Here is a 24,115-nt window from a genome sequence, read left to right as displayed (position 1 = left end):
TCCCCACTCCCCACTCCCCACTCCCCACTCCCCACTCCCCACTCCCCACTCCCCACTCCCCACTCCCCACTCCCCACTCCCCACTCCCCACTCCCTTAGACATTGGCAATTAGACCTTGCTAGATATTTAGCTAAGACATAGGCTGAGAAGATAGGAAATTTGCAAATGTAAATCAGACAGTCTATGTCTAAATTTTTTGACAGTATCACTGAGGAACTGCAAGACTTTATTACTGCCCAACACCTTTTCTTTGTTGGCTCTGCACCCTTGAGTCCTACGGGTCATATTAACCTGTCTCCTAAAGGTTTAGAATGCTTTCGCATCCTTTCTCCCAACCGAGTTGGTTACTTAGACCTCACAGGCAGCGCTAACGAAACATCAGCCCATTTGCAAGAAAATGGGCGGATAACCTTCATGTTTTGTGCCTTTGAAGAACCCGCATGTATCCTGCGTCTTTACGGTCAAGGAAACACGATTTTACCGAGTTCTCCAGACTGGAATTCCCTGTATTCTCTGTTTTTGCCGATACCTGGAACTCGTCAAATTATCGTCGCTGACATTGAACAAGTACAGACTTCCTGTGGTTTTGGCGTGCCACTCTATGAATATCGAGGTCAGCGCCAGACTCTAGTAAACTGGGCTAGTAAAAAAGGCGAAGAGGGAATTCGAGAATATCAACAGCAGAAAAATATCGTCAGCATTGACGGTTTAGCGACACCACTGAGTAAATTACCCTAAATTTGACAAAAGCGGACTTTGGTGCATGAGTATGGATTATTTTATTCGTCCACTCACACAGGAAGATGAGCCTTTTCTTTGGCAAATGCTTTACGAAGCAGCCCATATAGGTAGAAGAAGGTAATTTGACAGTGCAGGATGCAATGAATAATCCTGATTTGGCAAAATATGTGAAAAATTGGGGACGTAAAGATGATAGCGGCTTCGTCGCTATTCTGGAAAGTAGTAATCAGCCAGTAGGAGCGGCATGGCTGCGTCTATTGACAGGTGAAAATAAAGGATATGGCTATGTTGATGATCGCACTCCTGAACTAGCAATAGCAATTCTTCCCCAACATAGAAATAAGGGCATAGGAACACAGTTACTCACACATTTGTTAGGAGCAACCAAAACATCTTACCCATCAGTATCCCTTAGCATCAGAGCGACAAATCCAGCCTTGAGTTTATATAAACAATTGGGCTTTGAAGTTGTTCCCGGTAGCGAAACAATCAACCGAGTTGGTGGCATCTCTTTCAAGATGAAAATTGATTTTTAAGCTCAAAGTTCGTCGATTGTAGTAGGGTGCGTTATGACGTTAAGCCTAACGCACCGCCTAAGAGTTAACAATTAATTCAAAATTAAATTTTGAATTTTTAAGACCCTTTTGGATTGGTGTCACCACCAATTATTGCTTGAAACAAGTTTGCTAGTAAAGATAAAAACGCCGAAACTAAAACTACCAGCATTAAACTAGTAAGGGCAGCAAACGGAGAGATGATGAATAAGAGTAAGAGCGCAAGCATCAAAATCGTTAGTAATGTCTTATTCATCTTTTTCACCTTTAATAGTTGCTATTCTCAAGCTAACCAACTAAGTCATGAACTTGACCACAGTCCAGAGAAGGAATTAGTTTTAGTTCTCTGGTAAGATTTTGCAACCAAATTGAGTGCCATAGTTTAATTTCTAAATCAACTATCTGTCACCTGCCCTCTGTTAGCCTTAACCTGTCCGTGCTTACTTTTGTAGTCAAGGCGCTTTCTTTGAGAGCTGCGAGTCGGTTTGGTGGGTTTGCGCTTTATCGTCACTACAACTGCGCTTTGAATGAGTTCTTGAAGTCGTCTTAACGCTGACTCCCGATTGTTCTCTTGGCTTCGGTGTTCCTGCGCTTTGATGACGACAACTCCTTCTTGGGTGATGCGTCGATCGTTCAGCTTTAAAAGCTGTTGTTTATAATAATCTGGTAATGATGAAGCGAGAATATCGAAGCGCAAGTGAATCGCAGTGGAAACCTTATTCACATTTTGACCTCCTGCTCCTTGCGAACGAATCGCACTAATTTCAATCTCACTCTGTGGGATAATAACTTTGTTGGAAATTTGCAGCATTACTCACAAGACAAAAGAGGAACTTTTAAATTTGGGATAAAAATCTTTTACTCGGTTTGTTCGGGAATATCTATTACTACGTCTTGGTCTTCATTGTTGTTCAAATTCACCTCTAAAGTCTGTCCTTCTATTGTCACTTTATCACCTGGTACTAGTCGCCGCCCTCGTCGGGTTTCCAGCATACCGTTGACTTGGACATCGCCACCTTGAATCATCAGCTTGGCTTGTCCTCCAGTTGGTACTATACCCATCAATTTTAAAAATTGATTTAACTTAATTGTGTTATCTCTGATTTTCTTCATAGGAAATAAAACTACATCACCTTAATTGTATCGTGGCGTTATCAAGGCAAAACGTAAATCTGTTGCGCCACATAATCACCTAAATACAGTATTTCATTAATTCGTAGCGAATTAAATTTGGCAATCCCCTGCAATGCAATGCCAATGCGTTGCCTTACAACGCCAATGCGTCGCTTTACAATGCCAATGCGTCTTCTGATAATACCAATGCGTCCCTTTACAATGTCAATGCGTCCTCTGACAATGCCAATGAGTCCCCTTACAATGGCAATGCGTTCGCCTGCATTAAAAACGCTACGCTTTTACGCAAAACTTTACAACCTCGTTCCCAGTCAGAGACTGGGAACGAGAAGGAGACAAAGCCACGACTAGAAGCCGTGAGTTGCTTAGGTAAACTTTTAGTAGATGACAACAAAAATCAACGTTTGGGCCGATTTTACTAATTGGCTGTGGTGGAGCGACGCGAACGCTTAGAGCGAGTATTCGTACCCCTGCGACGCGCAGCGTCTCGTAGAGAGCGTCATAGCCCCTCGTAGACATCGCAATGGCAAAAACTGTAATACCAGTTTATTATCTATAATGTTGATCGACAAAACTGCCAGATATAGGTGAATAAACTAGTCTGGAAGGTTCTTTTAGTGTGTTCAGGGGACTGGATCTATGATTAAGCTCGGTTTATTAGTACAGTCCCAGAATAACTATTTGGGTATAGGAAAAGTTACGGAAATATCTGATACCAATGCAAATGTTGAGTATTTCTGCTCAATAGGGCAACGTCTCCAAAAAACTTTACCTTTAAATTCGCTCTCTGAAGTCAGGCTTGAACCCCAGGCTCGATGCTATATTAAGTCCCAAACTCAGGATAAATGGATAGTTGGCAGAGTTTTTATCTGGGATGAAGATACAGAAATGTATCAAATTGATTTACCAGATAAGAAAACTGCGATCGCTACTGAAGAAGACATTTACGTTCGTTGTAATCTACCAAACACAGATCCCATCGAAACTTTAGCGATGAAGGGTCACGAAACGCCCTACTTCCACGACAAAAGATTAGCTTTCGTCAAATCCTTGATTAAGCAACGCGCTGTCAGTCGCGGGATGACGGGACTGATTTCGGCAAATATTAATCTTTATCCTCACCAAGTTGAAGTCGTCAGGCGGGTACTGGAAGACCCAATTCAACGCTACTTGCTAGCAGACGAGGTGGGACTAGGAAAAACCATCGAAGCGGGTGCGATTCTGCGTCAATTCCTCCTTGATGAGCCGAAAAAAGGTGCGGTGGTCATAGTTCCGCAATATTTGCTCAAACAATGGCGGCTGGAGTTAGAAAACAAGTTTTACATCTCCCATTTTCCCAAACGGGTAGCGGTGCTGGCGGTTGAAGATATCCATAAAATCAATCTGAAAGCGAAGATAGGCTGCTTAATTTTAGATGAAGCCCATCATATTGCAGCAATGGCAACCTCTAAGGATGCGGCAGTGCGCCAGCGTTTTCAGACTTGCAAAGAACTTGCTCATAAAAGCGATCGCTTACTTTTATTATCTGCCACTCCTGTTCTCAATCATGAGCAAGATTTTCTGGCCATGTTGCACTTGCTCGACCCAACAACCTATAAGCTTGGTGATTTAGCAGGTTTTCGCGCCAAAGTTGAAAGCCGTCAGGAAATTGGTAGACTTCTGCTTTCTTTCAAAGAAGGTGCGGAACCTGTTGTCCTCAAAAGCAACTTGCAGCAACTACGAAACCTGTTGGCTGAGGATGAGTATTTACTGAAGCTGGCGGATGATTTAGAAAATTGTTTACAAGCAAATTCTACCGAGCAAGATCAAATAGTCCAAGCGATTCGCACTCACGTCAGCGATATCTATCGACTACACCGCCGAATGCTTCGCAACCGTCGCGCTGCGGTGGAAGATGTGATATTTGACCGCAATTTTACGCCGAAAGAAGAGTATGATTTAGACGAGCGATCGCCTGATATCCACGAACTGCTCAATCAATGGCGTAGTGTTGCTCCTGGTGAAAAGCAATATCAGCGAATTTTTCTGCTGTTATTTCTAGCTTCAGGTACTTGGTTAGGCATTTTAGAGCAGGTAATTACCGCTCGATTAACTGGTAAACCTCATGCTAAACTCATCCAGGAGTTTAAAGAAGATGATATTCGCATCTTAACTACAACCCCCAAATTCTTAGGGGAAGAAGAGATTCTGCAATCTTTCCTAAAAATTATTCGTCAACCTCAAGAGGACGGAGAACGGACGGAAAATTTGAAAACAGTGCTGCTGAATCAGCTAGGTACGTACTTCAAAATTCCTGCAAACGTTCGCAAGAATCAAAACGAATTCATCACGAGGATACAGCAGAGAATCAAGAGACCAATTACTGGCGATATTCTGCCCAAATTTATTGTATTTAGCAGTTTTGTGCAAACTTGTGGCGAAATTGTCCGGTATTTGTCTAATACCTTTGGTGTAGAGACAGTAGCCAAACATCAATTTGGAGAATCACCAGACAAAGTTGAGGAAGGCTTAAGCAAGTTCAGAAATAACCCAAACTGCTTTATTCTAGTATGCGATCGCTCTGGAGAAGAAGGACTTAACCTCCAGTTTGCCGATTGGTTAATTCATTTTGACCTTCCTTGGTCGCCTAATCAATTAGAGCAAAGAATTGGCAGACTTGACCGCATTGGCAGCAAAATTGGAGTCCAATCTTGTGTCTTGATTGGCCCCTATTTGTCAGATAGCCCTCACAATGCTTGGTATCAAGTCTTGAAAGATGGCTTTGGTATTTTCCAGCAATCAATTGCCAGTCTACAGTTTTATGTGGATGATAAACTTGTAGAATTAGAAACAGCTTTGTTTCAATCAAGTGCTGCTGGATTGTTAGAGATGATTTCGCCAATTCAAGAGCAAATTGAAGCGGAAATAGCAAAAATTAGCGAACAAAATGCTCTAGATGAAATTGACGCTAACGATGAAATTGCCACCGAATATTTTCAAGAGCTAGATAATTACGATGCTTGTCATCTAGAAATGAAACGAGCAATTGAAGGCTGGATTTGTGACGCGCTGGGATTCAGAGGACTCAATAACCCCGACTCATCAGAGATGCGACGTTATCAACCGTCAACGCGGACATTGGTTCCCATAAATGAGTTAAAAAACCGTTTTGCTGATAGTTATCTAGACCAATTTGGTACTTATAATCGCAGAGTGGCAAACCAGAATGCTGGTATTAAACTCTTTCGAGTTGGGGAAGGATTTGTCGAAGCACTCTTGAGCTATATAAACTGGGATGACCGAGGTGAAGCCTTTGCGATGTGGCGCACTGATGCATCTTGGGATGCTAAAGAAGGGAAGGAGTGGTTTGGTTTCCAATGCAATTATGTAGTCGAGGCAAATTTAAGAATTGCCAAACAAGTTTTACTAGATAACAAACTAGATAATTCTCAATTCAAAAACTTGCAGCGACGTGTCGATGCTCTATTTCCGCCAATTATAGAAACTATCTATGTTGATGGTCGCAAGGAGCCAATACGTGTTGTTGAAGATAGAGCAATTTTAAGTATCCTACAACGTCCATATAAAGATAAAAACAATAATCAAGGACGAGATTACAATCTGGCAAAAGAGCGCTTAGGAATTATTGACGATTTTGTTGATCCTAGTAAATGGCAAAATTTCTGCTATCAAGTGCGTAACACTTCTTCAGAATTACTCTCCAATCGTCCCGATTTTATTGACTTATGCCAAAGTTGTGCTAAGGTCGCCGAAAAGAAATTAGCCAATCGAGTCGAACAATTACGCCTGCGTCTGAACCAGCAAAGTTGGGATAATGCATTAGCTGAAGAGTTGAAGATAGAAACTGCTTTAAATGCAGCCATTTTAGAGGGAATTCGCCAGCCCCAGATTAGACTGGATTCTGTGGGTTTCATTGTTGTATCGGGGCGATCGCTTGTGCAATTTGAGTGATATTACAGCACTTTGCAAGTAAATGAAGTATACCTCTCTCCCCAACCCTCCCCTTGACAAGGGGAGGGTGCGCGACAGCGCGGTGGGGTATTTTTGTACCTCACAAACTGAAATCTGCTGTATTTATTTATGTACGGTTCAAATAGCCTTGGGAATCCTATTTGATTTGGAAAAAGCGAGAGGCTTAGATCCCGACTTCTTCAAGAAGTCGGGGATATTTTTGTTCGTAGCTCCTGCACGGGTTTCTATATCTTCGTTACTGATCAATACGCTTGGGTTAAGAAGAATAGCTTTGTTGGGTTGAGCGTAAGCGTTACCCAACAAAGCCTTGATAATGTTGGGTTTCGTTCCTCAAACGCCAGTTGCTACAACTCTTGGAACCCCCGCAACGCACTGGCTCCCCAACCTACGCCAGTTTTAGTTTTTAGCCTTTTGGACGAGTGACTTCAAATTTAGAGATTGGTTGCGTGAGCGGCAGAATCCATCTGTAAGTGTGATGTATGAAGACCTGATCAAACGTCATGGTGTGATTGGATTATATAGTTCCATGTTGGTTGAATTACTGCGATTAGTGCCAGAATTGATTTCAATGTGGCTAAAAACTCGCAACCATAAAATTTTCCTCCCGTTTCTTAACTTTGAACCAATGTTAGACCGTTCACTGTTAGAAATTCGTCAAGAGTTTGACCTTTTACCTTTCATCAAATAGACTTCTTTGTTTGGTCGCTTCCAGCAGCTTAACGCTGGCATAAATAGCATCAATATAAGGTGTGGGAATTTGAGTTAGTTTTCCCAATTCTGCCACCGCGCCAACAATAGCGTCTATTTCCGTGGGGCGTACGGCTTCAATATCTTGTAGCATAGAGGTTTTATGGGCACCAACATTTTCTGCCCCATTAATTCGCTGTTCCAAAGTAATGCCAAATTTTATACCCAAGTTTTCAGCGATCGCTTGGGTTTCAGTCATCATTTGCCGCGCTAGTTCACGGGTGAGGGGATAGCGGCAAATATCCTCTAGAGTAGCACCAGTCAGGGCACTGATGGGATTAAATGCTACATTACCCCACAACTTGATCCAAATTTCCGTGCGAATTTGATTGCGAATTGGTGCTTTGAATCCTGCCTGTTTAAAAGTCTGTGCCAATAATTGGATGCGTTCTGTTTTAGCACCATCGATTTCACCGAGAGTAAAGCGATCGCCTTCAATATGTTTAATTACACCTGGTTCAATTATCTCAGTTGCCGGGTAAACAACACAACCGATGGCGCGGTTAGCACCGATATGAGCTTCAATAATCCCATCCGGGTCAACAGATTGAATCCGCGTACCTTCATACTCACCTCCATGCTGACGAAAGTACCACCAAGGAACGCCATTTTGGGCTGTCACCACCATTGTGTGAGAATCGTAGAGTGTAGGAAGAGAGGGTGCGATCGCAGGTACACTGTGAGCCTTAACAGTTAAAATTACTACATCCTGTGGTCCCGCTGACTGAATATCGCTAGTTGCCAGAGATGGAGTAGCAATTTGGCTGGAACCGTCTGCCATGAGCAACTTCAGCCCATTTTTTTGAATTGCCTCCAAATGAGAACCACGCGCAATCAGCGTCACTGCTTCACCTGCCAATGCCAGTTTTGCCCCTAAATATCCACCAATTGCACCCGCGCCAACAATACAGATTTTCATTTTGTCAAAAGAATATGAGTCGTGGAAGACGGTATCCAGTCGCTTTTACCTCAAACAGCTACGCTTTGCATCGCTGACAGCAGGTGTTGATGAACAGATTTTGAGGCAGCTACGATCAATCCAGGCAGGCTATAGTTTTTACAAGTATGCAGTAGCGGTAAAGTCGAACCATCCAGAGTAGTTACAATCCAGCCAGCCTCTTTTGCAATAAAAGCGAGTGCAGCACTATCAATAAATTTGCCCGATTTGATCACTGCTCCACTCAAGTCGCCAGTGAGAATACCATTGAGATTGGGAATTTGAATATCACTAGAGTAATCAGTCGCTATATCGATTACTTTATATCGATCTTTTAGTAAATGTGCGATAGAATTCATTCCCCATCCCAACAAAATAGAAGGTTTGGCGGATGTTATGTGTAATGGGGCACAGGCTTCTAAGTTCATCTCCAGCGTCCCTTTAAAAGCACCTTCGCCTCGAAAAGCGTAAAAATAAATGTTTTGGGCAGGGGAAATGGCGAGTACTGCCTCAAAGTTATCCGAATTTAGAATACTGAGAATAATTTGGTAATTAGAATGTCCATCCATGTAAAACTTCGTGCCATCGATTGGGTCGAGTGTGACTAAATAATCACCTTCGGAACCGAGTTCGGTAGCACGAAAATACTTAGTGTTATTAGAACTTTCATATTCTTCACCATAAAAGCGAATCTCTGGGAAAGTACCCAGTAATACCACTTCCACCAGATTTTGAATAGCCACATCTGCATCAGTAAGTGCGGCAGCAAAAAAGTTTTTTCCTTGTTCTTTGGCGGGAAGTGCAGCAATTTTTGGTTGAAGAAAATGGGCATAGGCTGCTGCTACTTTGAGATGGGGGAGTAAAGTCTCCAAAATTAATCGAGTCGTTGGTGTTGTGGACATTGCAGCAAACTCCTTTTAGAAATAATCTACCGTTGGCAGGGCGATATAATTCTATATCTAGACAAAATTACGGTATCATTTTGATGCAATGATACCACCGTTGCTATATTACTCTAATCTGTGTGTCTCAAAGAGCGTATAAAGACATCGCAATTTTTATCAAAGAGTACGTACCTCATCTTCCTTCTGAAAAAAATGATTGCAGTGAAGACCCGGATTAGCTGACAACAATTAACCCCTTCAAGAGAGTGAATCAATTTTTGATTTTAGATTTTAGATTGAAAAAAGCAATCAAGTCAGGGACAAGTCAAGTAATTTTAGATTTTAGATAATAGAATTATTCTCGCGTTTAAATTCGGGGGCAACTCTTACAAGACGGTGCGCGAACAGACCTGTTTAAATTTTGAATCTTCAATCCAAAATCCAAAATCTAAAATTCGGTGAATGAAGGAGTAATTGTGAGTTTTTATTGATGGTTTTAGGAAACTTTTTCGGGCTTCTTCTGAGTGAATTTGGATAGTTTGTGACGTTTGAGTACTAAAGGTGCGCCGACAGTGCCGAGGACGAGTAAGCTAAGGATAGAAGTGGGTTCAGGGACGGTAATTATGGTTGCAGAAAAACTAATGGGTAACTCAGTATCTTCCAATCCCAAATTTTCAAAACCTGGTATGATTGGCGGCGCAGAAAAAACCTCTAAATAACCTGGTGTTGGCAAAAAACTAGCGAAAAATGGACTAGAATAGTTTCCTCCAAAAGTGGAATACCCAAAACCGTCACCTGTTAACTGCTGAGTATTAAGACTAATTAAATTATCAACATCAAAAGGTTCGTTTCCTGGTATTGCAGTTCCGGCGGCTTGCAGACCAGTAATTGTTTCACCATTTCGTGTACCAGTAATTCCAGAAATCAGGTAAAAACCTAAATCGTTAGGGGTGTCATTAGTCCTGAAAGTACCGTTCGCCGCTATGCCAGTACCAGAATAATTCCAGTTCCAACTTAAAGCAGAGGCGGCTTCCATTGTCCCGAAAACTAATCCAGATATGGTGGCGAGGGCTATAGCAGATAATAGAGTGAGATTTTTCATGGAGGTCGTTAGTGCGATCGCTTTCAGCACCCCAAAGGCGATCGCGGATCTTATAGAAGGTTCCCGTGTATTATACGGAATTACAGAAGCGATGCCTGCGGCGAGCTACGCCTACGCGCCTTTTAATTTTGTTCTATCCTCAGTGTTTCTGTAGTTTATTACCCCTTAAGACGGCAAACACCACTCTGACGTTACGGTTCACCCTAATTACTGAAAGTATTAATTCTCATACATTAGACAAAGTGAAGGCAAATTAATTCATGAACCAACTAAAAAAAGTATTTAGTTAGTTTAACCGTCCCAAGCAAGGTTCGGGAAACCACCCTTCATGGACTGGCTACCACTAAGCTTCAGTATATATATCAGCATAGTCTGGAGTTTTAACCCCAGGAAAGCCAAACCAAAGGTATTCATGCTGAACTGGCTGATTTCTTGACCCTGTTGGTTCAAAATTTAGTGCTTTATATTCTCATTCATTCATTTGTAGTTATACGGAGCCAGCACCTAAAATGGCAAAAGTAGTTGGAATTGACTTAGGAACAACGAACTCCTGCGTGGCAGTGATGGAAGGTGGTAAACCCACAGTAATTGCTAATGCTGAAGGTTTTCGGACAACGCCATCAGTAGTCGCATTTGCGAAAAATGGCGACAACTTGGTTGGTCAAATCGCCAAACGCCAAGCGGTGATGAACCCCGAAAATACGTTTTACTCAGTCAAACGCTTTATCGGACGCCGCTACGACGAAGTGAGTAACGAAGCTACGGAAGTTTCTTACAAAGTCCTCAGCAGCAACGGCAATGTCAAACTAGATTGTCCAATTGTTGGTAAACCATTTGCTCCTGAAGAGATTTCTGCAAAAGTTCTTCGCAAACTAGTTGAAGACGCTAGCAAATATCTGGGCGAAACCGTAACCCAAGCTGTAATCACCGTTCCGGCATACTTCAACGACTCCCAGCGGCAAGCGACAAAAGACGCTGGAAAAATTGCAGGTATTGAAGTTCTACGGATTATCAACGAGCCTACCGCTGCTTCTCTGGCATACGGGTTTGACAAGAAGAGTAACGAAACCATTCTCGTCTTTGACCTTGGTGGTGGTACCTTCGACGTATCCGTGCTGGAAGTAGGAGATGGAGTTTTTGAAGTACTAGCTACATCTGGTGATACCCACCTCGGTGGTGACGACTTCGATAAAAAAATAGTTGACTTCTTAGCTGAGAAGTTCAAGAAAGCCGAAGGTATTGACCTGCGGAAAGACAAACAAGCCTTACAACGTCTGACGGAAGCCGCAGAAAAAGCCAAAATTGAGCTTTCTAGCGTCACTCAAGCAGAAATCAACCTACCATTTATCACTGCTACCCAGGATGGGCCCAAGCACCTGGATACAACGCTGACTCGCGCTCAGTTTGAAGAACTTTGCTCTGACTTAATCGACCGTTGCCGTATCCCTGTGGAAAACGCCCTCCGGGATGCCAAGTTAAACAAAGGCGATATTGATGAAGTGGTGTTAGTTGGTGGTTCTACCCGCATTCCCGCAGTCCACCAGATTGTGAAGCAGGTATTGGGTAAAGACCCCAACCAAAGCGTCAACCCTGATGAAGTCGTAGCAGTTGGTGCAGCCATCCAAGCTGGGGTACTGGCTGGTGATGTAACTGGCATCTTGCTGTTAGACGTGACACCGCTATCTTTGGGTGTTGAAACATTGGGCGGCGTGATGACCAAAATTATCCCCCGCAACACGACAATTCCCACCAAAAAATCCGAAGTCTTCTCCACTGCTGTGGATGGACAAACCAACGTAGAAATTCACGTCCTCCAAGGTGAACGCGAATTCTCTAACGATAACAAGAGCTTGGGAACCTTCCGCCTGGATGGTATTCCTCCTGCACCACGCGGCGTTCCTCAAATTGAAGTGGTGTTCGATATTGATGCCAACGGTATCCTTAACGTCACCGCTAAGGATAAAGGCACTGGTAAAGAACAGTCCATCAGCATAACTGGCGCTTCCACCCTGGATAAAAATGACGTTGACCGGATGGTGAGAGAAGCTGAACAAAACGCTTCATCTGACAAAGAACGGCGTGAGAAGATTGAACGCAAGAACCAAGCAGACTCTTTAGCATACCAAGCTGAGAAGCAGCTACAAGAATTGGGCGATAAAGTTCCCGCTGCTGACAAGACCAAAGTTGAAGGTTTGGTGAAAGAACTGCGGGAAGCAGTTGCTAAAGAAGACGATGAGCAAATCAAGAAGCTCACCCCAGAATTGCAACAAGCGCTATTCGCTGTTGGTAGCAACATCTATCAACAAGCTGGTGGCGGTGCTGCACCAGATACTGAACCTCAAGATGGTGGTTCGACATCTAGCTCTGCTAGCGGCGACGATGTGATTGACGCTGACTTTACAGAGAGCAAATAATTCCCTTACTTCTTTTGGGAAGATTATCTTGTCCCACCTCATATTACCCACTCAGGCATTTGCTTGGGTGGGGATTTTTTTAGGAGTTAGGAGTTAGGAGTTTGGAGTTAGGAGTTAGGAGTTTGGAGTTTGGAGTTAGGAGTTAGGAGTTAGGAGTTTGGAGTTTGGAGTTAGGAGTTTGGAGTTAGGAGTTTGGAGTTTGGGGTTAGAGTAGAAATAATATTGTTAATTCTTGATCTTAATTCTTAACTTTATTCCTAACTCCTCACGATTAACTCTTAACTCCCTTATGCCATATCCTCAAACACCTTGGACACTTCAAGGCTACGCTATCCAAACTTTGCATTTGGTGAATATTGACCAAGTACGCTCTTTGATTCCCTCAGAGTTAGAAATTATTTCCGTATGGCCTGGTAAAACCCTCGGTAGCGTGTATTTATCTAATTACGGGTCAGGCTCGGTACTGGAGTACAGTGAGTTAATTGTTGCCTCCGCTTTGGTTAATTACCAAAGGAAAATCGGTGCTTGGATTTCTCACATTTATGTAGATAATGCTGATTCGGTGGCTGGCGGTCGAGAAATTTGGGGACTACCAAAGGAACTAGCTGAGTTTACCTGGAAACAAGGAAAGTATGTCACTGTGCATCAAGGAAACCGGAAGTTGTGTAGTCTTAAGTATAATCAACAAAGCTTGGCATGGAGACAGCGATTAAGTGCCTCTAGTTTCAGCGCAAAGGGTGCTGATTTGCTGATATTCCCTGCTGAATTTGAGTCTGTGTTGGGTTTGATTGGTTCTAAATTAGAAATCCCCGCCGAAAGTCCTTTTTCTGGAATAGGTTTAGGTCAGCCTTGGTTAACTGTGCGTTGTGAGCAGATGAGTCTGCGGGTTGATGCGCCAAAAGTGGTAGGTCAAATGGGTATCTAGTTCACTGTGGCAGAAGTTTGCCTACCTTTAACAAGTTGCTCTTGCCCCAAGTCTGGTTAATTGAGATATTAGCTGGATTTACGCGCCTGCTGTACTAGGTATTTCCAGATTGAGGACAATAGCAAGGCAATGTCTGACCTCAAGTTACTTTTAATATTTTGGGGGCATAATCTGGAATGCTGCACTTTTATTTTGTAGCTATATATATAAGACCTCTTGCATAAATCAAAAATTAAGAACCCCACCCCGCATTTGCTAACGCAAACGCTCCCCTCCCGAAGAGCGGGGAGGGGTTGGGGGTGGGGTGTTAGGGACTTTTGCAAGAGGTCTATACTTAAAAAAGTAAACATAAGGTGGTCGCTTAGAAATATAAGGGATAGATTAGATGGTCTATCTCGTAATTATTAATTGGATGTAATATCTAGCAGTTTTTTAAATTGAAATGTTTACTTAATTAGCAGGCTTGAGAAAACGACACAATTAACAAACTTGCCCTACTGTTAATCAACAGTAGGGTTTTTTGTTGAAAATAACACTCGCGCCTAACGCACCGCTTATAACATGGTGCGTTAGGCTAAAGCCGTAACACACCCTAACTTCTGATTTACTTTATAAATGGTCTATAAATCCCCTTATGTAACTCTCTTCAATGGGTGAATTTTGAATTATTAACACTCTTTCACTTGTTGCTGTAAATGTCGTCACAGAGATAGCGATCGCTATTTTCCACTTGGGATTATTCTGAAAATATCCTAAGTTCCCAACATCTGCAAGTTATGCAAAGTGGCATAAAGCCCTCCTTGTTGCAGCAGTTGTTCATGACTTCCTTGTTCGATTAGTTCGCCACGCTTGAGAACAAAAATCCGGTCTACATTGCGAATCGTAGACAGGCGGTGAGCGATAATAATCGCAGTACGTCTGAGCAAAAGCTGGTTTAATGCCTCTTGAACTAAAGCTTCTGTCCCAACATCCAAACTAGCGGTAGCTTCATCTAGTAGCAAAATTTGGGGATTGCGAATGGCAGCCCGCGCAAAGGCTAAAAGTTGCTTTTGACCACTAGAAATATTTGTACCCCGTTCTCGAAGTTGAGTATCATACCCTTGGGGTAGTTCTTCTATAAACTGGGCAATATTGGTTTGCTCTGCTGCTTGTTGAATCTGTTCAATGGTATAGCCATCTCCTAAAGAAATGTTGCTTTTAACATCGCCAGCAAACAAAAAGCCTTCTTGTAAAATTACTGCCATGTAACGCCGCAGTTCTGCCTGTGGTACTTCTCGAATATCGACGCCATCTATCAAAATGCGTCCTTGGGTGGGTTCGTAGAGGCGGCACAAAAGACGGATGATCGATGTTTTACCCGCACCTGTGGGGCCGACTAATGCCACTTTTTCACCAGGATGAATGGTGAAATCTAAGTCTTTAATTACGTAATCATCGTTTTTGTAAGCAAACCAGACGTGATCAAAACGAATCTCTCCCAGTTCAGGCGGGGAAGTGATGTCTGGGGATTCTAGATTTGCAACTATCTCGTCTATGTAGCCGAATTTAGCATCAAATATTGAGAAGCGCACATTGGCGCGATCGCGGATTTCTATCGGTTCATCTAATATATCGCCTACGCGTTCAATCGCAGTGAAACCAGCTTGAATTACCGTAAATTTTTCCGCAAAATCCCTTAAAGGGTCAAACAATTGTTGGGCATACAATACAAATGCAGATAAAGTTCCAAAAGTCAAGCTTTTTTTAAACAGTAACCAACTACCTACCAACAAAACAGCTCCGATCGCAATCAGACCAATCCATTCCAAGGTTGCTGAAATAAATGAATCATAAAAGATAGTTTGATCCATTTGCTGAGTGTAGCGGCTGTTCGTGGCGCGAAACAATTCGGCATTAAATTTTTCCCTGCGGAACAACTGCACGATGTTAATGCCAAGCACATTTTCTTGTAGCTGTGAGTTCAGGATAGAAAGTTCTTCCCGTCCTTTGTAATTGGCTTTGCGGTACTGTTGCTGAATGTAAACAATTAACCAGGTAATTGGTAACAACATCAACAGCAGCAAGCAAGTGAGTTGCCATTGGATGGAAAACATTAAACCCAAAATCACCAGCATGGAAAACAAATTGGACACAATGCCAATTGCCCCAGTAGAAAAGACATCGCCTAACACTTCCACATCGCTGGTGATTCTGGTGATTAATTTACCTACGGGCGTGCGGTCAAAAAAGCGTACTGCTAAAGATGTCACATGCTGGAATAAGTCTTGGCGAATTGCTGCGGTGATTTGTTGCCCTAGCTTTTGGACTATATAACCTTGGAAACCTGTCAAAATCAATCCGATCGCGATCGCAATCACCAATAATCCCTCCAGGATATTTAGCCCTTGCAACAAGGGGCGATTCCTGAGAAATTCGTAAGTGCTTGGTTCATTCCGAATTAGGGAGATAGCTTGGCCAATCAACAGTGGTTGTACGGCATTCGCTAGCGCGATCGGTACGAGTAGGCACATCGACAGCGCCAACAGTCGTCCGCTACGACGGGCATAAGGCACTAAACGCAAAAATAACCGCCAGTCATTTTCACTTTGGCGATGTTGCGTAAAAGATTTTTTGAGAGATTGGTAGATGCTCATAGTAAGAGCATTATATTAATGTTTACAAAAAAATACGCTTATTTAAAGTAGCGTTTGTCTTCCTACTCTGATACCATGCCTGAGATAGAAACCGCAAGACTACTAAGACCCTATACTTCTCAAGACTTAGATAACTAAAGTACTGTAAGCCGACACATTGGCTTTGTCAGGCGACGTATTGGTATTGTCAAGCGACGTATTGGTATTGTCAAGCGACGTATTGGCTTTGTCAGGCGACGCATTGGTATTGTCAGGCGACACATTGGCTTTGTCAGGCGACACATTGGCTTTGCAGGGTATTGCAAATTTACTTTGGATCAAATTAATGAAATGCTGTATTTAGATAATGTAGCCCTAATTTATACCCGCTTAGGAGAACCGAAACGGGCACTGTTGCTACAACACCAAATTTTGAGGATGCGGCGATTGTTAGGTGACTTTTCTGGTGAGGCAACAACACTAAATGGCATTGGGTTTGCTTACAATGTCTTAGGCAAGTTTGAGCAAGCTCTAGAATTTTTTCAAGCAGCACTTCCAATTCAACGAGCTTGATTTGACCTTAGTCCGCGGAGGCGGACTTTGTTTGTGTAGCCGCGAATTCTATTCGCCAAGGCTATTTATTTCATCTTTACTCTCAGTTCATGGCAGACAAAATTTGTACTTTTTGTTACCACCAACCATATATTGCTCAACAGGTTACGATCAATTAAGAAGTAATAATTTTTTACGGCACCGCCAGGAGTCTCTTTATGTTCATTGATGAATTGTCACCTATATTCAGAGAATTTATCCAACATCCAGTCTCATTTGTGGGTGGGTTATTCTCTGGTGTGCTTCGGCTCAATCTTGCAGACGATCCTGTTAAAGGCTGGCTGGATCAACAGATCCGCTCCAATAGTTACACCAGCACCACAAGAGACGCACATAATGGCAAAGCCACTGGCCCTCAACAAATTTCGATTGACTAAATTTTTGAGTAATCGCAAATTCGGTTAATCATTTTGGTGAGAGACTCCCACATTGATGCGGTTCGGTTAAGATCCCCCCGCCTGCGGCGACTCCCTTAAAAAGGGGGTAAAGATCAGAAAAAGCCCCCCTTTTTAAGGGGGGTTGGGGGGATCTCCGAGAGACAAACATGTTAACCGAACCGTATTGACAATGTAAGAGTCTGTCACAGAGGAACTTTCCATGTCTTCCATATTAAGAGATACTGAAGCTAGGTAAGTACATAGGCAAGGAAATATGGAATCCCTAACCTCTCGTATGCAGGCGGTACAGTCGCCAATTATTCCTGTGGTTGGGGAACTGATTAAAAACTCTCCTGGAACAATCTCTCTAGGACAGGGTGTTGTTTATTACAACCCACCACCGGAAGTCAGAGAATTTTTACCCAAATTCTTCGCAGAACCCACTAATAATTTATACAAATCAGTTGAAGGAATTCCCCCGTTGCTGACAGCACTTGCAGGAAAATTGCCAGCCTTCAACGGTATTGAAATCAATGGGGAAAACTGCATTGTCGTGACAGCGGGGAGCAATATGGGATTTATGAATGCCATTCTTGCTATTACTAACACAGGCGATGAAATTATTCTGAATACGCCCTACTATTTCAACCACGAAATGGCGATCGCAATGGCTGGTTGTCGTCCGGTGTTAGTGGGGACGGATGAAAATTACCAACTGCACCCAGAAGCGATCGCTCAAGCAATTACTCCGAAAACACGGGCTGTGGTGACGATTTCACCAAATAATCCGACTGGAGTTGTCTATTCAGAAGCGGCATTGCGCCACGTAAATCAAATTTGTAGCGATCGCGGTATTTACCACATTAGCGATGAAGCCTATGAATACTTTACCTATAACGGAGTAAAACACGTTTCCCCTGGTGCCTTTGGCAGTAGTAGCGAGTACACCATTTCTCTCTTTAGCCTTTCCAAAGCCTACGGTTTTGCCAGTTGGCGCATTGGCTACATGGTGATTCCCAAACACTTATTTGTCGCCGTCAAAAAAGTCCAGGATACAATTTTGATTTGTCCGCCAGTCATTTCTCAATATGCAGCTTTAGGGGCATTGCAAGCAAAAGAGGAGTATTTGAAGAGTAATATAGGTGCGTTAACCCAAGTGCGGCAAGTAGTACTCGATTCCCTTAACCGTCTACAAGGTTTATGTAGCATTACACCTGCCAATGGTGCCTTCTATTTTTTCCTCAAAGTTAATACCCAGATGGATGCTTTTGAGTTAGTTAAAAGACTAATCCAGGAACATAAAGTAGCCGTCATTCCAGGTACAACTTTTGGCATGGATGACGGATGCTACCTACGCGTTGCCTATGGTGCGCTGCAAAAAGAGACGGCAAAAGAAGGTATTGAAAGATTAGTGCAAGGTTTGGAAACTATAGTTAGGAGTTAAGAGTCATTCAATTTTAGATTTTACATTTTTCCTTAAATTTATCAGGGCGTTAGGCTATATTGGCGTACCTCCTCCGCAACTCCAAATATAAAATTGAACAGATGCCAATTATTAATAAGCTAATTGAAATTGAAACTGAGCCAAAAATTAATATTCATCATATCACGCCACAAATCCAAGATTTGTTGGCTTCAACATCAATTAAAAATGGACAGGTTTTAGTATTTTCTCGACACACCACAACAGCGTTAGCTATTAACGAAAATGAAGTCAGATTGTTAGAAGATATAAAAGTATTCTTGCAAAAATTAGCACCGGAATCAGGCTGTTATTTGCATAATGACTTACATTTAAGAGATGTCCCAGAAAATGAACCGATTAATGCTCACTCTCACTTAATGGCAATGATGCTGACCACTAGTGAGATAATTCCTGTTGTGGATGGTAAATTAGCTTTGGGAACCTGGCAATCTGTGTTGTTTTTTGAGTTGGATGGGCCGCGCAAAAGAACGGTATTTATCCAAATTTCTGGCGAATAATGTAATCTCAAACCGGCAATATTTCCAGAACAACCTAAATCTGAGATAATTACGAACACGACGAACAAGTGTATCATATCATGTCCGGATAATTCGTTGTGATTCCCATAGTTATTGCACCCCACACGCCAGATGCTCCACTTGGGGAGACCCCAGACGCTCTCTACGAGACGCTGCGCGAACGCGGACTCGCTAACGCTGCGCTATCGCTTTTAGCGTCTCCCCTTCTCACATTGGGAGAGGCTAGCGCCCGCCGTAGGATGCCCGTTCGCAAGAGCGTCTCCTTTAGGAGAAGGGCTGTAGGGAGAAGACCGCACTGGCTCCCCTTAATCCCCTCCCTGCCGGCGGGGTGGGGTTCTTCGGGTTTAATAAGTAATCAAGCGGACATGATATCAGTTGAATTTACTTACAGCAATTAAAAATCTGAAAGAATGTTTTCAAGAATAACCTTCCTTTTCACAAACCAGGACTTTCATTGTGTCAAAGGCAGACGCTATTAGTGATGAAAAATAACGATAACTTTGTATTACGTAATACTTGGTACTATGCTCTGCCTAGTAATCAGATCAAGCCAGGTATGATGATCAGCCGCATTTTCTTGGGAGAACCGGTGCTATTAATTCGTGACCAGGATGGCAAAGTGTCTGCGATGACAGACATTTGTCCTCATCGTGGTGTTCCCTTGAGTTGTGGTAGATTCGATGGGCAGGAAGTGGAATGCTGTTACCACGGTTGGCGCTTTAATTCGGCTGGGCGCTGTACTGCGATCCCGTCTCTTGTGGAAGAACAGCAGATAGATTTGAGTCGCTTCGATGTCCAATCATACACAATTCGGGAAGCCCAAGGGAATATCTGGATATATATGGTTGATGTTGATAACCCTCAACCTGCTTCTGATATGGAGATTCCGGTAATTCCAGGATTTGATCAGCGTTCGCCCCAGTTCGTAGAGGTGATGAGATTCCCCTGTTTTATAGATCATGCAGTGGTAGGTCTGATGGACCCTGCCCATTCACCCTATGTTCATCGTGCTTGGTGGTGGCGAAATGAGCAACTGCATGAAGAAGTGAAGCAATTCGATGCTTCGCCCTACGGCTTCACGATGCGACGACACCGATTACCACCGAATGGGGGTCGATTATACTGGTTGATTGGCGGTGGTGTGCCGGAAACGGAGATTTCTTTTCGTTTACCTGGAGTCAGAATAGAAGAAACCACCATTGGCAACCATCGAGTCGTTAATTTAACCGCAGTTACACCCATTTCAGACACAGAAACTGAGGTAACTTTTGCTCTTTACTGGACACTCCCTTGGGTAGGATTTTTCAAGCCACTGCTGCATGTGCTGGCGCGGACTTTTATTGGCCAAGACCGAACGGTTGTGGAAAAGCAGCAGATTGGTTTGCAATATAATCCCGTGCTGCGACTGATTAAGGACTCAGATATGCAGGCGCAGTGGTACTACCAGTTAAAGCGGGAGTATGCTCGGTCTGTCGCTGAAGGACGAGAATTTGTGAACCCTGTTAAGGGTCAGATACTCCGCTGGCGTGCTTAAATTACTCGAAAGTAAATTCTGCAAATTCTCTTTGCCCAAACAGCATATTTCGGTCTACCGCTGACAAAATTTTATTATTGGCGCGGTCGCTATTTAAACAGCGACCAACTAACTGCGCGACATCTGCACGATTGATGCTACCAATAATCTGCGGATCTTCGGTTAAAACGCCATTATCCGTTGCTGGTTCTGACTTGAGTCCACCTGGACGGATGATTGTATAGGTGAGTCCACTGGCAATTAAGTGTTGTTCAGCTTTGTCTTTCTCAGCTAAAACTTTTCCCAATACCTGTAAAACTTGGGGTGAGGCAGCAACAACACTATTGCCAGCACCTATGGAAGATACAAGAATAAACTTTTGCACCCCAGCTTTAACTGCTGCATCGATCAGATTTTTATTACCAGGGTAATCCGGCCTTTCTACATCTGTTGGTAAACCGCCAATTGTACTGATAACGGTGTGAATAGGTTCATCTGTCAGGATTGCGCGTTCTACATCGCCAATATTCAAGGCATCTCCCAAAACTACCTCAATACCGATTCTTTCTAGTTCAGTAGCAGTTGCTGCTGTTCTCAAGAGTGCTTTGACCTTTAGCTGTTGCGCTGTTAGGTATTTGGCAATTTCTCGACCAACACCGCGACTTGCCCCAGCCAGAAAAATATAAGATGCACTTGTCATAATAAAGTTAACTATTTACGCTCAAAGGATTTTATCAGAGGATTGCCAATATTTAATAATTGCTCAACCCCCTGAGAAGCTGATGTTTGGCGGTGAACATAAGTTTCAATAAGCACAAACAAAATCTAGTGCTCTTAAATAACGGGGTAACTATAATTACGAAAATATCAGTAAGTAATTATATTTAACCCAATTGTAGGAAGTATTTGAGTAAGCAATTGTGTCAATCTAGCAAATGACTTTTCTTTGGATTTACTTATGGCTAAAAAATCTCAACCTAATTTAGAACAATACCAAGATGTCAGATTATCTGCCACCACAAGAATTTGGCTAATTACAGTCGCCATTCTCGGAGTTTGCGTCCCACTGTCAGCCGTTACTAGAAGCGGCGCTATTCTTCCTTTAGTTGCTATTGGTGGCGCAGCTGTTGGTACAGTTGCTGTTTGGCGTTCTGATGAGCAAAAATCAAAAACTAACTATTTGCAACAACAGCAAATAGAACTGTTAGAGCAAAGATTAGCAAATTTAGAAACAATTGTTAGCAGCGATGACTTGAACTTGCAAATGAAAATTAAACAGATCGAAGCAAGGGATACTTTTGGCGACTCCTCTGATGTAAGTACTACACCCAGACAACCAAAACGCAAAGGTTAAAATTAGCCAATCTTCACCATTTATGCCAATTTCAGATGATCTCCCCTAGAATCAGCGCTACTAGGTTATTTTTGTGTAGGTATTTGTTGACTTAACGTTACCGCAACCTTTGAAATCCGTCTCAGATTAAACTTTCCTTTGCAGCTATAACTGTTTCTAGGGAAACAGTATCCGTTCTCCATGTCCGTTAGAATTAACTGACATCAACTAATTCTATATACCTCACTTGCATCAGTTAATCAAATGTCTAAGTGCTATCCATCTATCTCTTTCCCGGAAACATCTGCCAATGGCTGTGTTTTATTAGACTGCTAATATTACTGAATTTTTAATTAACTAAGGTTATAAACTTGAGTAATTGCGTTGGTATAGCTTACCGTAGGTATGCAATAGTTTGCCGCAGGAATGCAGATGGATTGGATTAGCTTACTCAAAGCTCAACAAACTGACTTCCTTCAACGTGTGAAAAAACCTAAAACTTATGACTTATCTTTGCTGGAAAGTCAAGTCAAAGGTTGTCACACTGAAATTATGGGATTTTGGGGCGAGCCTTTGGCAAAACTCCAAGAGCTTTCTCGCCAACAAGCAGAAGTTCTCGCCAAAAATCCGCCGCCTACGCCGCTTGAATATCCTGACCCTCCCGACTGGACGATACCTTTTCCCAAATACTTCCAGCAACAGGCGGAAGATTATTTTTTGCGGGAGCAAATCGTTGACCGGGTGATAACTGAACGCTTGGGGAAGTTGGTAAAAAAGGTGTCACAAGATACCTTACAAAACATGATTTTAGATGATGAGGGAAATTTGTGTGGCGAAAGCAAATTTTCTTATCTACTAAAAGATAATCCTCAGCTAAGTGTTCAAGTTTATGTTGCTGATGGAGAAAGTTTTAATGGTATTAAGAAAGACAAAATTAGGTGGTCGGTTACTCAAGAAGATTTAAAAAATCACCAAGTATTAATTTTTCTGTGTTTGTTTTATCCATCTACAGGTAAATTAGGAGACGAAAGACAGAGTATAATTACAGGCTTTTTACCTACGAATCAACTTGAATTTGCTGAACCAAAACTCTACATTACTCCAAGTAAATTGTTGTATGCGGGGGGGTTAAGTTGGTATTTAGAATCACTTGTTGGTAAAAAAGACACGTCGCCATTAATTAATGAGATAGCGATCGCAGAGACAATACAAACTCTACCATCAGAGCATTGCCTCAAGGGTATAGTCGGTGACTGGGAATGCTGGCAAACTTTGCAAGGGCACAACAGAGGTATTAATTGCCTAGCTTTCAGTTCCGGGTGTAAGAATGGCAAAGCCTTACCCATATTGGCAAGTGGTAGTCGAGGAGAAACGAAGCTGTGGGATTTAAGCAAGGGTGAATTAATAGATACATTGTCAGAGTATCCTTGGGTGATATCTGGGCTAGTGGATGAAGTGAATTCCCTAGCTTTTAGTTCAGATGGGCAGACTTTAGTGAGTTGCGGTGCAGATTCCACCATCAAGCTTTGGCACGTAGGCGCACTAGACTTGATAGATATTTTGCACAAACATAATGGGGTAGTGCGGTGTGCTGCCTTTACTCCAGACGGCAGAATGTTGGCTACAGGCGGAGATGACAGAAAAATTCTGTTTTGGGATTTGATGCAACGTCAGGTTGCGATCGCCCTCTCTTTAGATGATACAGCAGCTCATTCTCTAGTTTTGAGTCGAGATGGCGAAACTCTGGTGACAGGTAGCTACCGCAAAATTAAAGTCTGGCGCACCTCACTTTTGATGGGAGTCAAAAGTTTAAAGGACATACAACCACAGCATACCCTCATGGGTCATTCTCACATCGTTGGTTCCTTAGCAATCAGTGCAGATGGTAAACTGCTGGTGAGTGGTAGCTGGGATCAAACGATTAAAATTTGGCATTTGGAGACTGGGGAATTACTTCATACTCTTAAAGGACATAGAGATAGAGTATATGCGATCGCTTTAAGTCCCGATGGACAAATTATCGCTAGCGGTAGTGCTGATAAAACTATCAAATTATGGCATCTCCAAACCGGCGAATTGCTGGGTACTTTTACAGGTCATGGGAATATAGTCACAGCATTAGCCTTCACAACTTCCGGTGAGATGTTAGTTAGCGGGAGTTTGGATAAGACGATTAAAATTTGGCAACGGAGTTGAAGTTAGGAGTTAGGAGTTAGGAGTTAGGAGTTAAAAAACTCCGTTCATCCACCTTTG

24 protein-coding genes and 1 pseudogene are annotated in these 24,115 nt (G+C 42.7%); 14 read left to right on the top strand and 11 right to left on the bottom strand.

Translation table 11 applies throughout. The features are described 5' to 3' along the window. Positions 1-184 precede the first annotated feature (184 nt). Positions 185-739 carry a pyridoxamine 5'-phosphate oxidase family protein gene (locus V7K30_RS16580; RefSeq protein ID WP_335001003.1) on the top strand — a complete coding sequence of 185 codons (555 nt, stop codon included), beginning with the start codon at positions 185-187 and terminating at the stop codon, positions 737-739. A 143-nt stretch (positions 740-882) separates the two neighbouring features. Further along, positions 883-1,278 (top strand): GNAT family N-acetyltransferase, encoded by a 396-nt coding sequence (locus tag V7K30_RS16575; protein WP_335001001.1) that lies wholly within the window; start codon positions 883-885, stop codon positions 1,276-1,278. A 97-nt stretch (positions 1,279-1,375) separates the two neighbouring features. Here V7K30_RS16575 and V7K30_RS16570 read toward each other — a convergent pair whose 3' ends face one another. The 4 genes from V7K30_RS16570 to V7K30_RS16555 all read right to left on the bottom strand — a co-directional run bounded on the left by V7K30_RS16570 (position 1,376) and on the right by V7K30_RS16555 (position 2,949). Continuing rightward, entirely contained in the window at positions 1,376-1,552 is a 177-nt protein-coding gene (locus V7K30_RS16570) for a hypothetical protein (protein WP_335000999.1), read from the bottom strand. 138 nt (positions 1,553-1,690) lie between these two features. Then, positions 1,691-2,107, bottom strand: coding sequence for an alternative ribosome rescue aminoacyl-tRNA hydrolase ArfB (arfB, locus tag V7K30_RS16565; protein ID WP_335000997.1), 417 nt, complete (start codon positions 2,105-2,107; stop codon positions 1,691-1,693). Positions 2,108-2,154: 47 nt separating this feature from the next. Further along, a complete protein-coding gene (locus V7K30_RS16560; RefSeq protein ID WP_335000995.1) occupies positions 2,155-2,409 on the bottom strand; it encodes an RNA-binding S4 domain-containing protein in 255 nt (84 codons plus the stop codon). A gap of 294 nt (positions 2,410-2,703) precedes the next feature. Then, a complete protein-coding gene (locus tag V7K30_RS16555) occupies positions 2,704-2,949 on the bottom strand; it encodes a hypothetical protein (RefSeq protein ID WP_335000993.1) in 246 nt (81 codons plus the stop codon). A 120-nt stretch (positions 2,950-3,069) separates the two neighbouring features. Here V7K30_RS16555 and dpdE point away from each other — a divergent pair, with 120 nt between their 5' ends. Beyond that, a complete protein-coding gene (gene dpdE / locus V7K30_RS16550) occupies positions 3,070-6,381 on the top strand; it encodes a protein DpdE (RefSeq protein ID WP_335000991.1) in 3,312 nt (1,103 codons plus the stop codon). Positions 6,382-6,844: 463 nt separating this feature from the next. Further along, complete coding sequence (locus V7K30_RS16545; RefSeq protein WP_335000989.1) at positions 6,845-7,090, top strand: hypothetical protein; 246 nt, start codon at positions 6,845-6,847, stop codon at positions 7,088-7,090. Here the strand turns inward: V7K30_RS16545 and V7K30_RS16540 are convergent. From V7K30_RS16540 to V7K30_RS16530, 3 genes are all read right to left on the bottom strand, one after another. Next, positions 7,073-8,068: a 2-dehydropantoate 2-reductase gene (locus V7K30_RS16540; RefSeq protein WP_335000987.1), complete on the bottom strand. Its 996-nt coding sequence runs from the start codon at positions 8,066-8,068 to the stop codon at positions 7,073-7,075. The two genes, V7K30_RS16545 and V7K30_RS16540, sit on opposite strands and share 18 nt — an antisense overlap. Positions 8,069-8,118: 50 nt before the next feature. After that, a complete protein-coding gene (locus V7K30_RS16535; protein WP_335000985.1) occupies positions 8,119-8,988 on the bottom strand; it encodes an inositol monophosphatase family protein in 870 nt (289 codons plus the stop codon). Positions 8,989-9,466: 478 nt separating this feature from the next. Next, positions 9,467-10,072 (bottom strand): PEP-CTERM sorting domain-containing protein, encoded by a 606-nt coding sequence (locus tag V7K30_RS16530; protein ID WP_335000983.1) that lies wholly within the window; start codon positions 10,070-10,072, stop codon positions 9,467-9,469. Here V7K30_RS16530 and V7K30_RS16525 point away from each other — a divergent pair. Further along, complete coding sequence (locus tag V7K30_RS16525) at positions 10,071-10,226, top strand: hypothetical protein (protein ID WP_335000981.1); 156 nt, start codon at positions 10,071-10,073, stop codon at positions 10,224-10,226. The two genes, V7K30_RS16530 and V7K30_RS16525, sit on opposite strands and share 2 nt — an antisense overlap. Positions 10,227-10,363: 137 nt before the next feature. Here the strand turns inward: V7K30_RS16525 and V7K30_RS16520 are convergent, their stop codons facing one another. Next, positions 10,364-10,522: a hypothetical protein gene (locus V7K30_RS16520; protein ID WP_335000979.1), complete on the bottom strand. Its 159-nt coding sequence runs from the start codon at positions 10,520-10,522 to the stop codon at positions 10,364-10,366. Between the two features lie 59 nt (positions 10,523-10,581). Here V7K30_RS16520 and dnaK point away from each other — a divergent pair, with 59 nt between their 5' ends. Further along, on the top strand, positions 10,582-12,486 hold the full coding sequence (dnaK, locus tag V7K30_RS16515) for a molecular chaperone DnaK (RefSeq protein WP_335000977.1): 1,905 nt from the start codon (positions 10,582-10,584) through the stop codon (positions 12,484-12,486). 289 nt (positions 12,487-12,775) lie between these two features. Further along, positions 12,776-13,411 carry an acetoacetate decarboxylase family protein gene (locus V7K30_RS16510; RefSeq protein WP_335000975.1) on the top strand — a complete coding sequence of 212 codons (636 nt, stop codon included), beginning with the start codon at positions 12,776-12,778 and terminating at the stop codon, positions 13,409-13,411. Between the two features lie 752 nt (positions 13,412-14,163). Here the strand turns inward: V7K30_RS16510 and V7K30_RS16505 are convergent. Both V7K30_RS16505 and V7K30_RS16500 read right to left on the bottom strand, forming a co-directional pair. Further along, the gene (locus tag V7K30_RS16505) at positions 14,164-16,044 is read right to left on the bottom strand and encodes an ABC transporter ATP-binding protein (RefSeq protein ID WP_335000973.1); all 1,881 of its coding nucleotides are present in this window, start codon (positions 16,042-16,044) and stop codon (positions 14,164-14,166) included. 134 nt (positions 16,045-16,178) lie between these two features. Next, positions 16,179-16,349: a hypothetical protein gene (locus V7K30_RS16500; protein WP_335000971.1), complete on the bottom strand. Its 171-nt coding sequence runs from the start codon at positions 16,347-16,349 to the stop codon at positions 16,179-16,181. Between the two features lie 34 nt (positions 16,350-16,383). Between V7K30_RS16500 and V7K30_RS16495 the strand changes: the two are divergent. The 5 genes and pseudogenes from V7K30_RS16495 to V7K30_RS16475 form a co-directional block, all read left to right on the top strand. Next, a pseudogene (locus V7K30_RS16495) lies at positions 16,384-16,593 on the top strand (tetratricopeptide repeat protein); the annotation flags it as partial. 200 nt (positions 16,594-16,793) lie between these two features. Beyond that, complete coding sequence (locus V7K30_RS16490; RefSeq protein ID WP_335000969.1) at positions 16,794-17,012, top strand: hypothetical protein; 219 nt, start codon at positions 16,794-16,796, stop codon at positions 17,010-17,012. 274 nt (positions 17,013-17,286) lie between these two features. After that, on the top strand, positions 17,287-18,456 hold the full coding sequence (locus tag V7K30_RS16485) for a pyridoxal phosphate-dependent aminotransferase (protein WP_335000967.1): 1,170 nt from the start codon (positions 17,287-17,289) through the stop codon (positions 18,454-18,456). A 101-nt stretch (positions 18,457-18,557) separates the two neighbouring features. Beyond that, positions 18,558-18,995, top strand: coding sequence for a secondary thiamine-phosphate synthase enzyme YjbQ (locus V7K30_RS16480; protein WP_335000965.1), 438 nt, complete (start codon positions 18,558-18,560; stop codon positions 18,993-18,995). A 502-nt stretch (positions 18,996-19,497) separates the two neighbouring features. Beyond that, positions 19,498-20,550, top strand: a complete 1,053-nt coding sequence (locus tag V7K30_RS16475; protein ID WP_335000963.1) for an aromatic ring-hydroxylating dioxygenase subunit alpha — start codon at positions 19,498-19,500, stop codon at positions 20,548-20,550. Between the two features lies 1 nt (position 20,551). On the opposite strand, the gene V7K30_RS16470 is transcribed toward V7K30_RS16475, so the two are convergent. Further along, positions 20,552-21,229 (bottom strand): SDR family oxidoreductase, encoded by a 678-nt coding sequence (locus V7K30_RS16470; protein ID WP_335000961.1) that lies wholly within the window; start codon positions 21,227-21,229, stop codon positions 20,552-20,554. 258 nt (positions 21,230-21,487) lie between these two features. On the opposite strand from V7K30_RS16470, the gene V7K30_RS16465 reads away from it, so the two are divergent. Further along, positions 21,488-21,883, top strand: a complete 396-nt coding sequence (locus V7K30_RS16465) for a hypothetical protein (protein ID WP_335000959.1) — start codon at positions 21,488-21,490, stop codon at positions 21,881-21,883. 405 nt (positions 21,884-22,288) lie between these two features. Continuing rightward, positions 22,289-24,058, top strand: coding sequence for a WD40 repeat domain-containing protein (locus tag V7K30_RS16460; RefSeq protein ID WP_335000957.1), 1,770 nt, complete (start codon positions 22,289-22,291; stop codon positions 24,056-24,058). Positions 24,059-24,115 lie beyond the last annotated feature (57 nt).

The organism is Nostoc sp. (assembly GCF_036917655.1).
Classification (GTDB): Bacteria; Cyanobacteriota; Cyanobacteriia; order Cyanobacteriales; family Nostocaceae; genus Nostoc.
The sequence above is the reverse complement of the archived record's forward strand: the minus strand, read 5'-3'. Positions and strand labels throughout refer to the sequence as shown.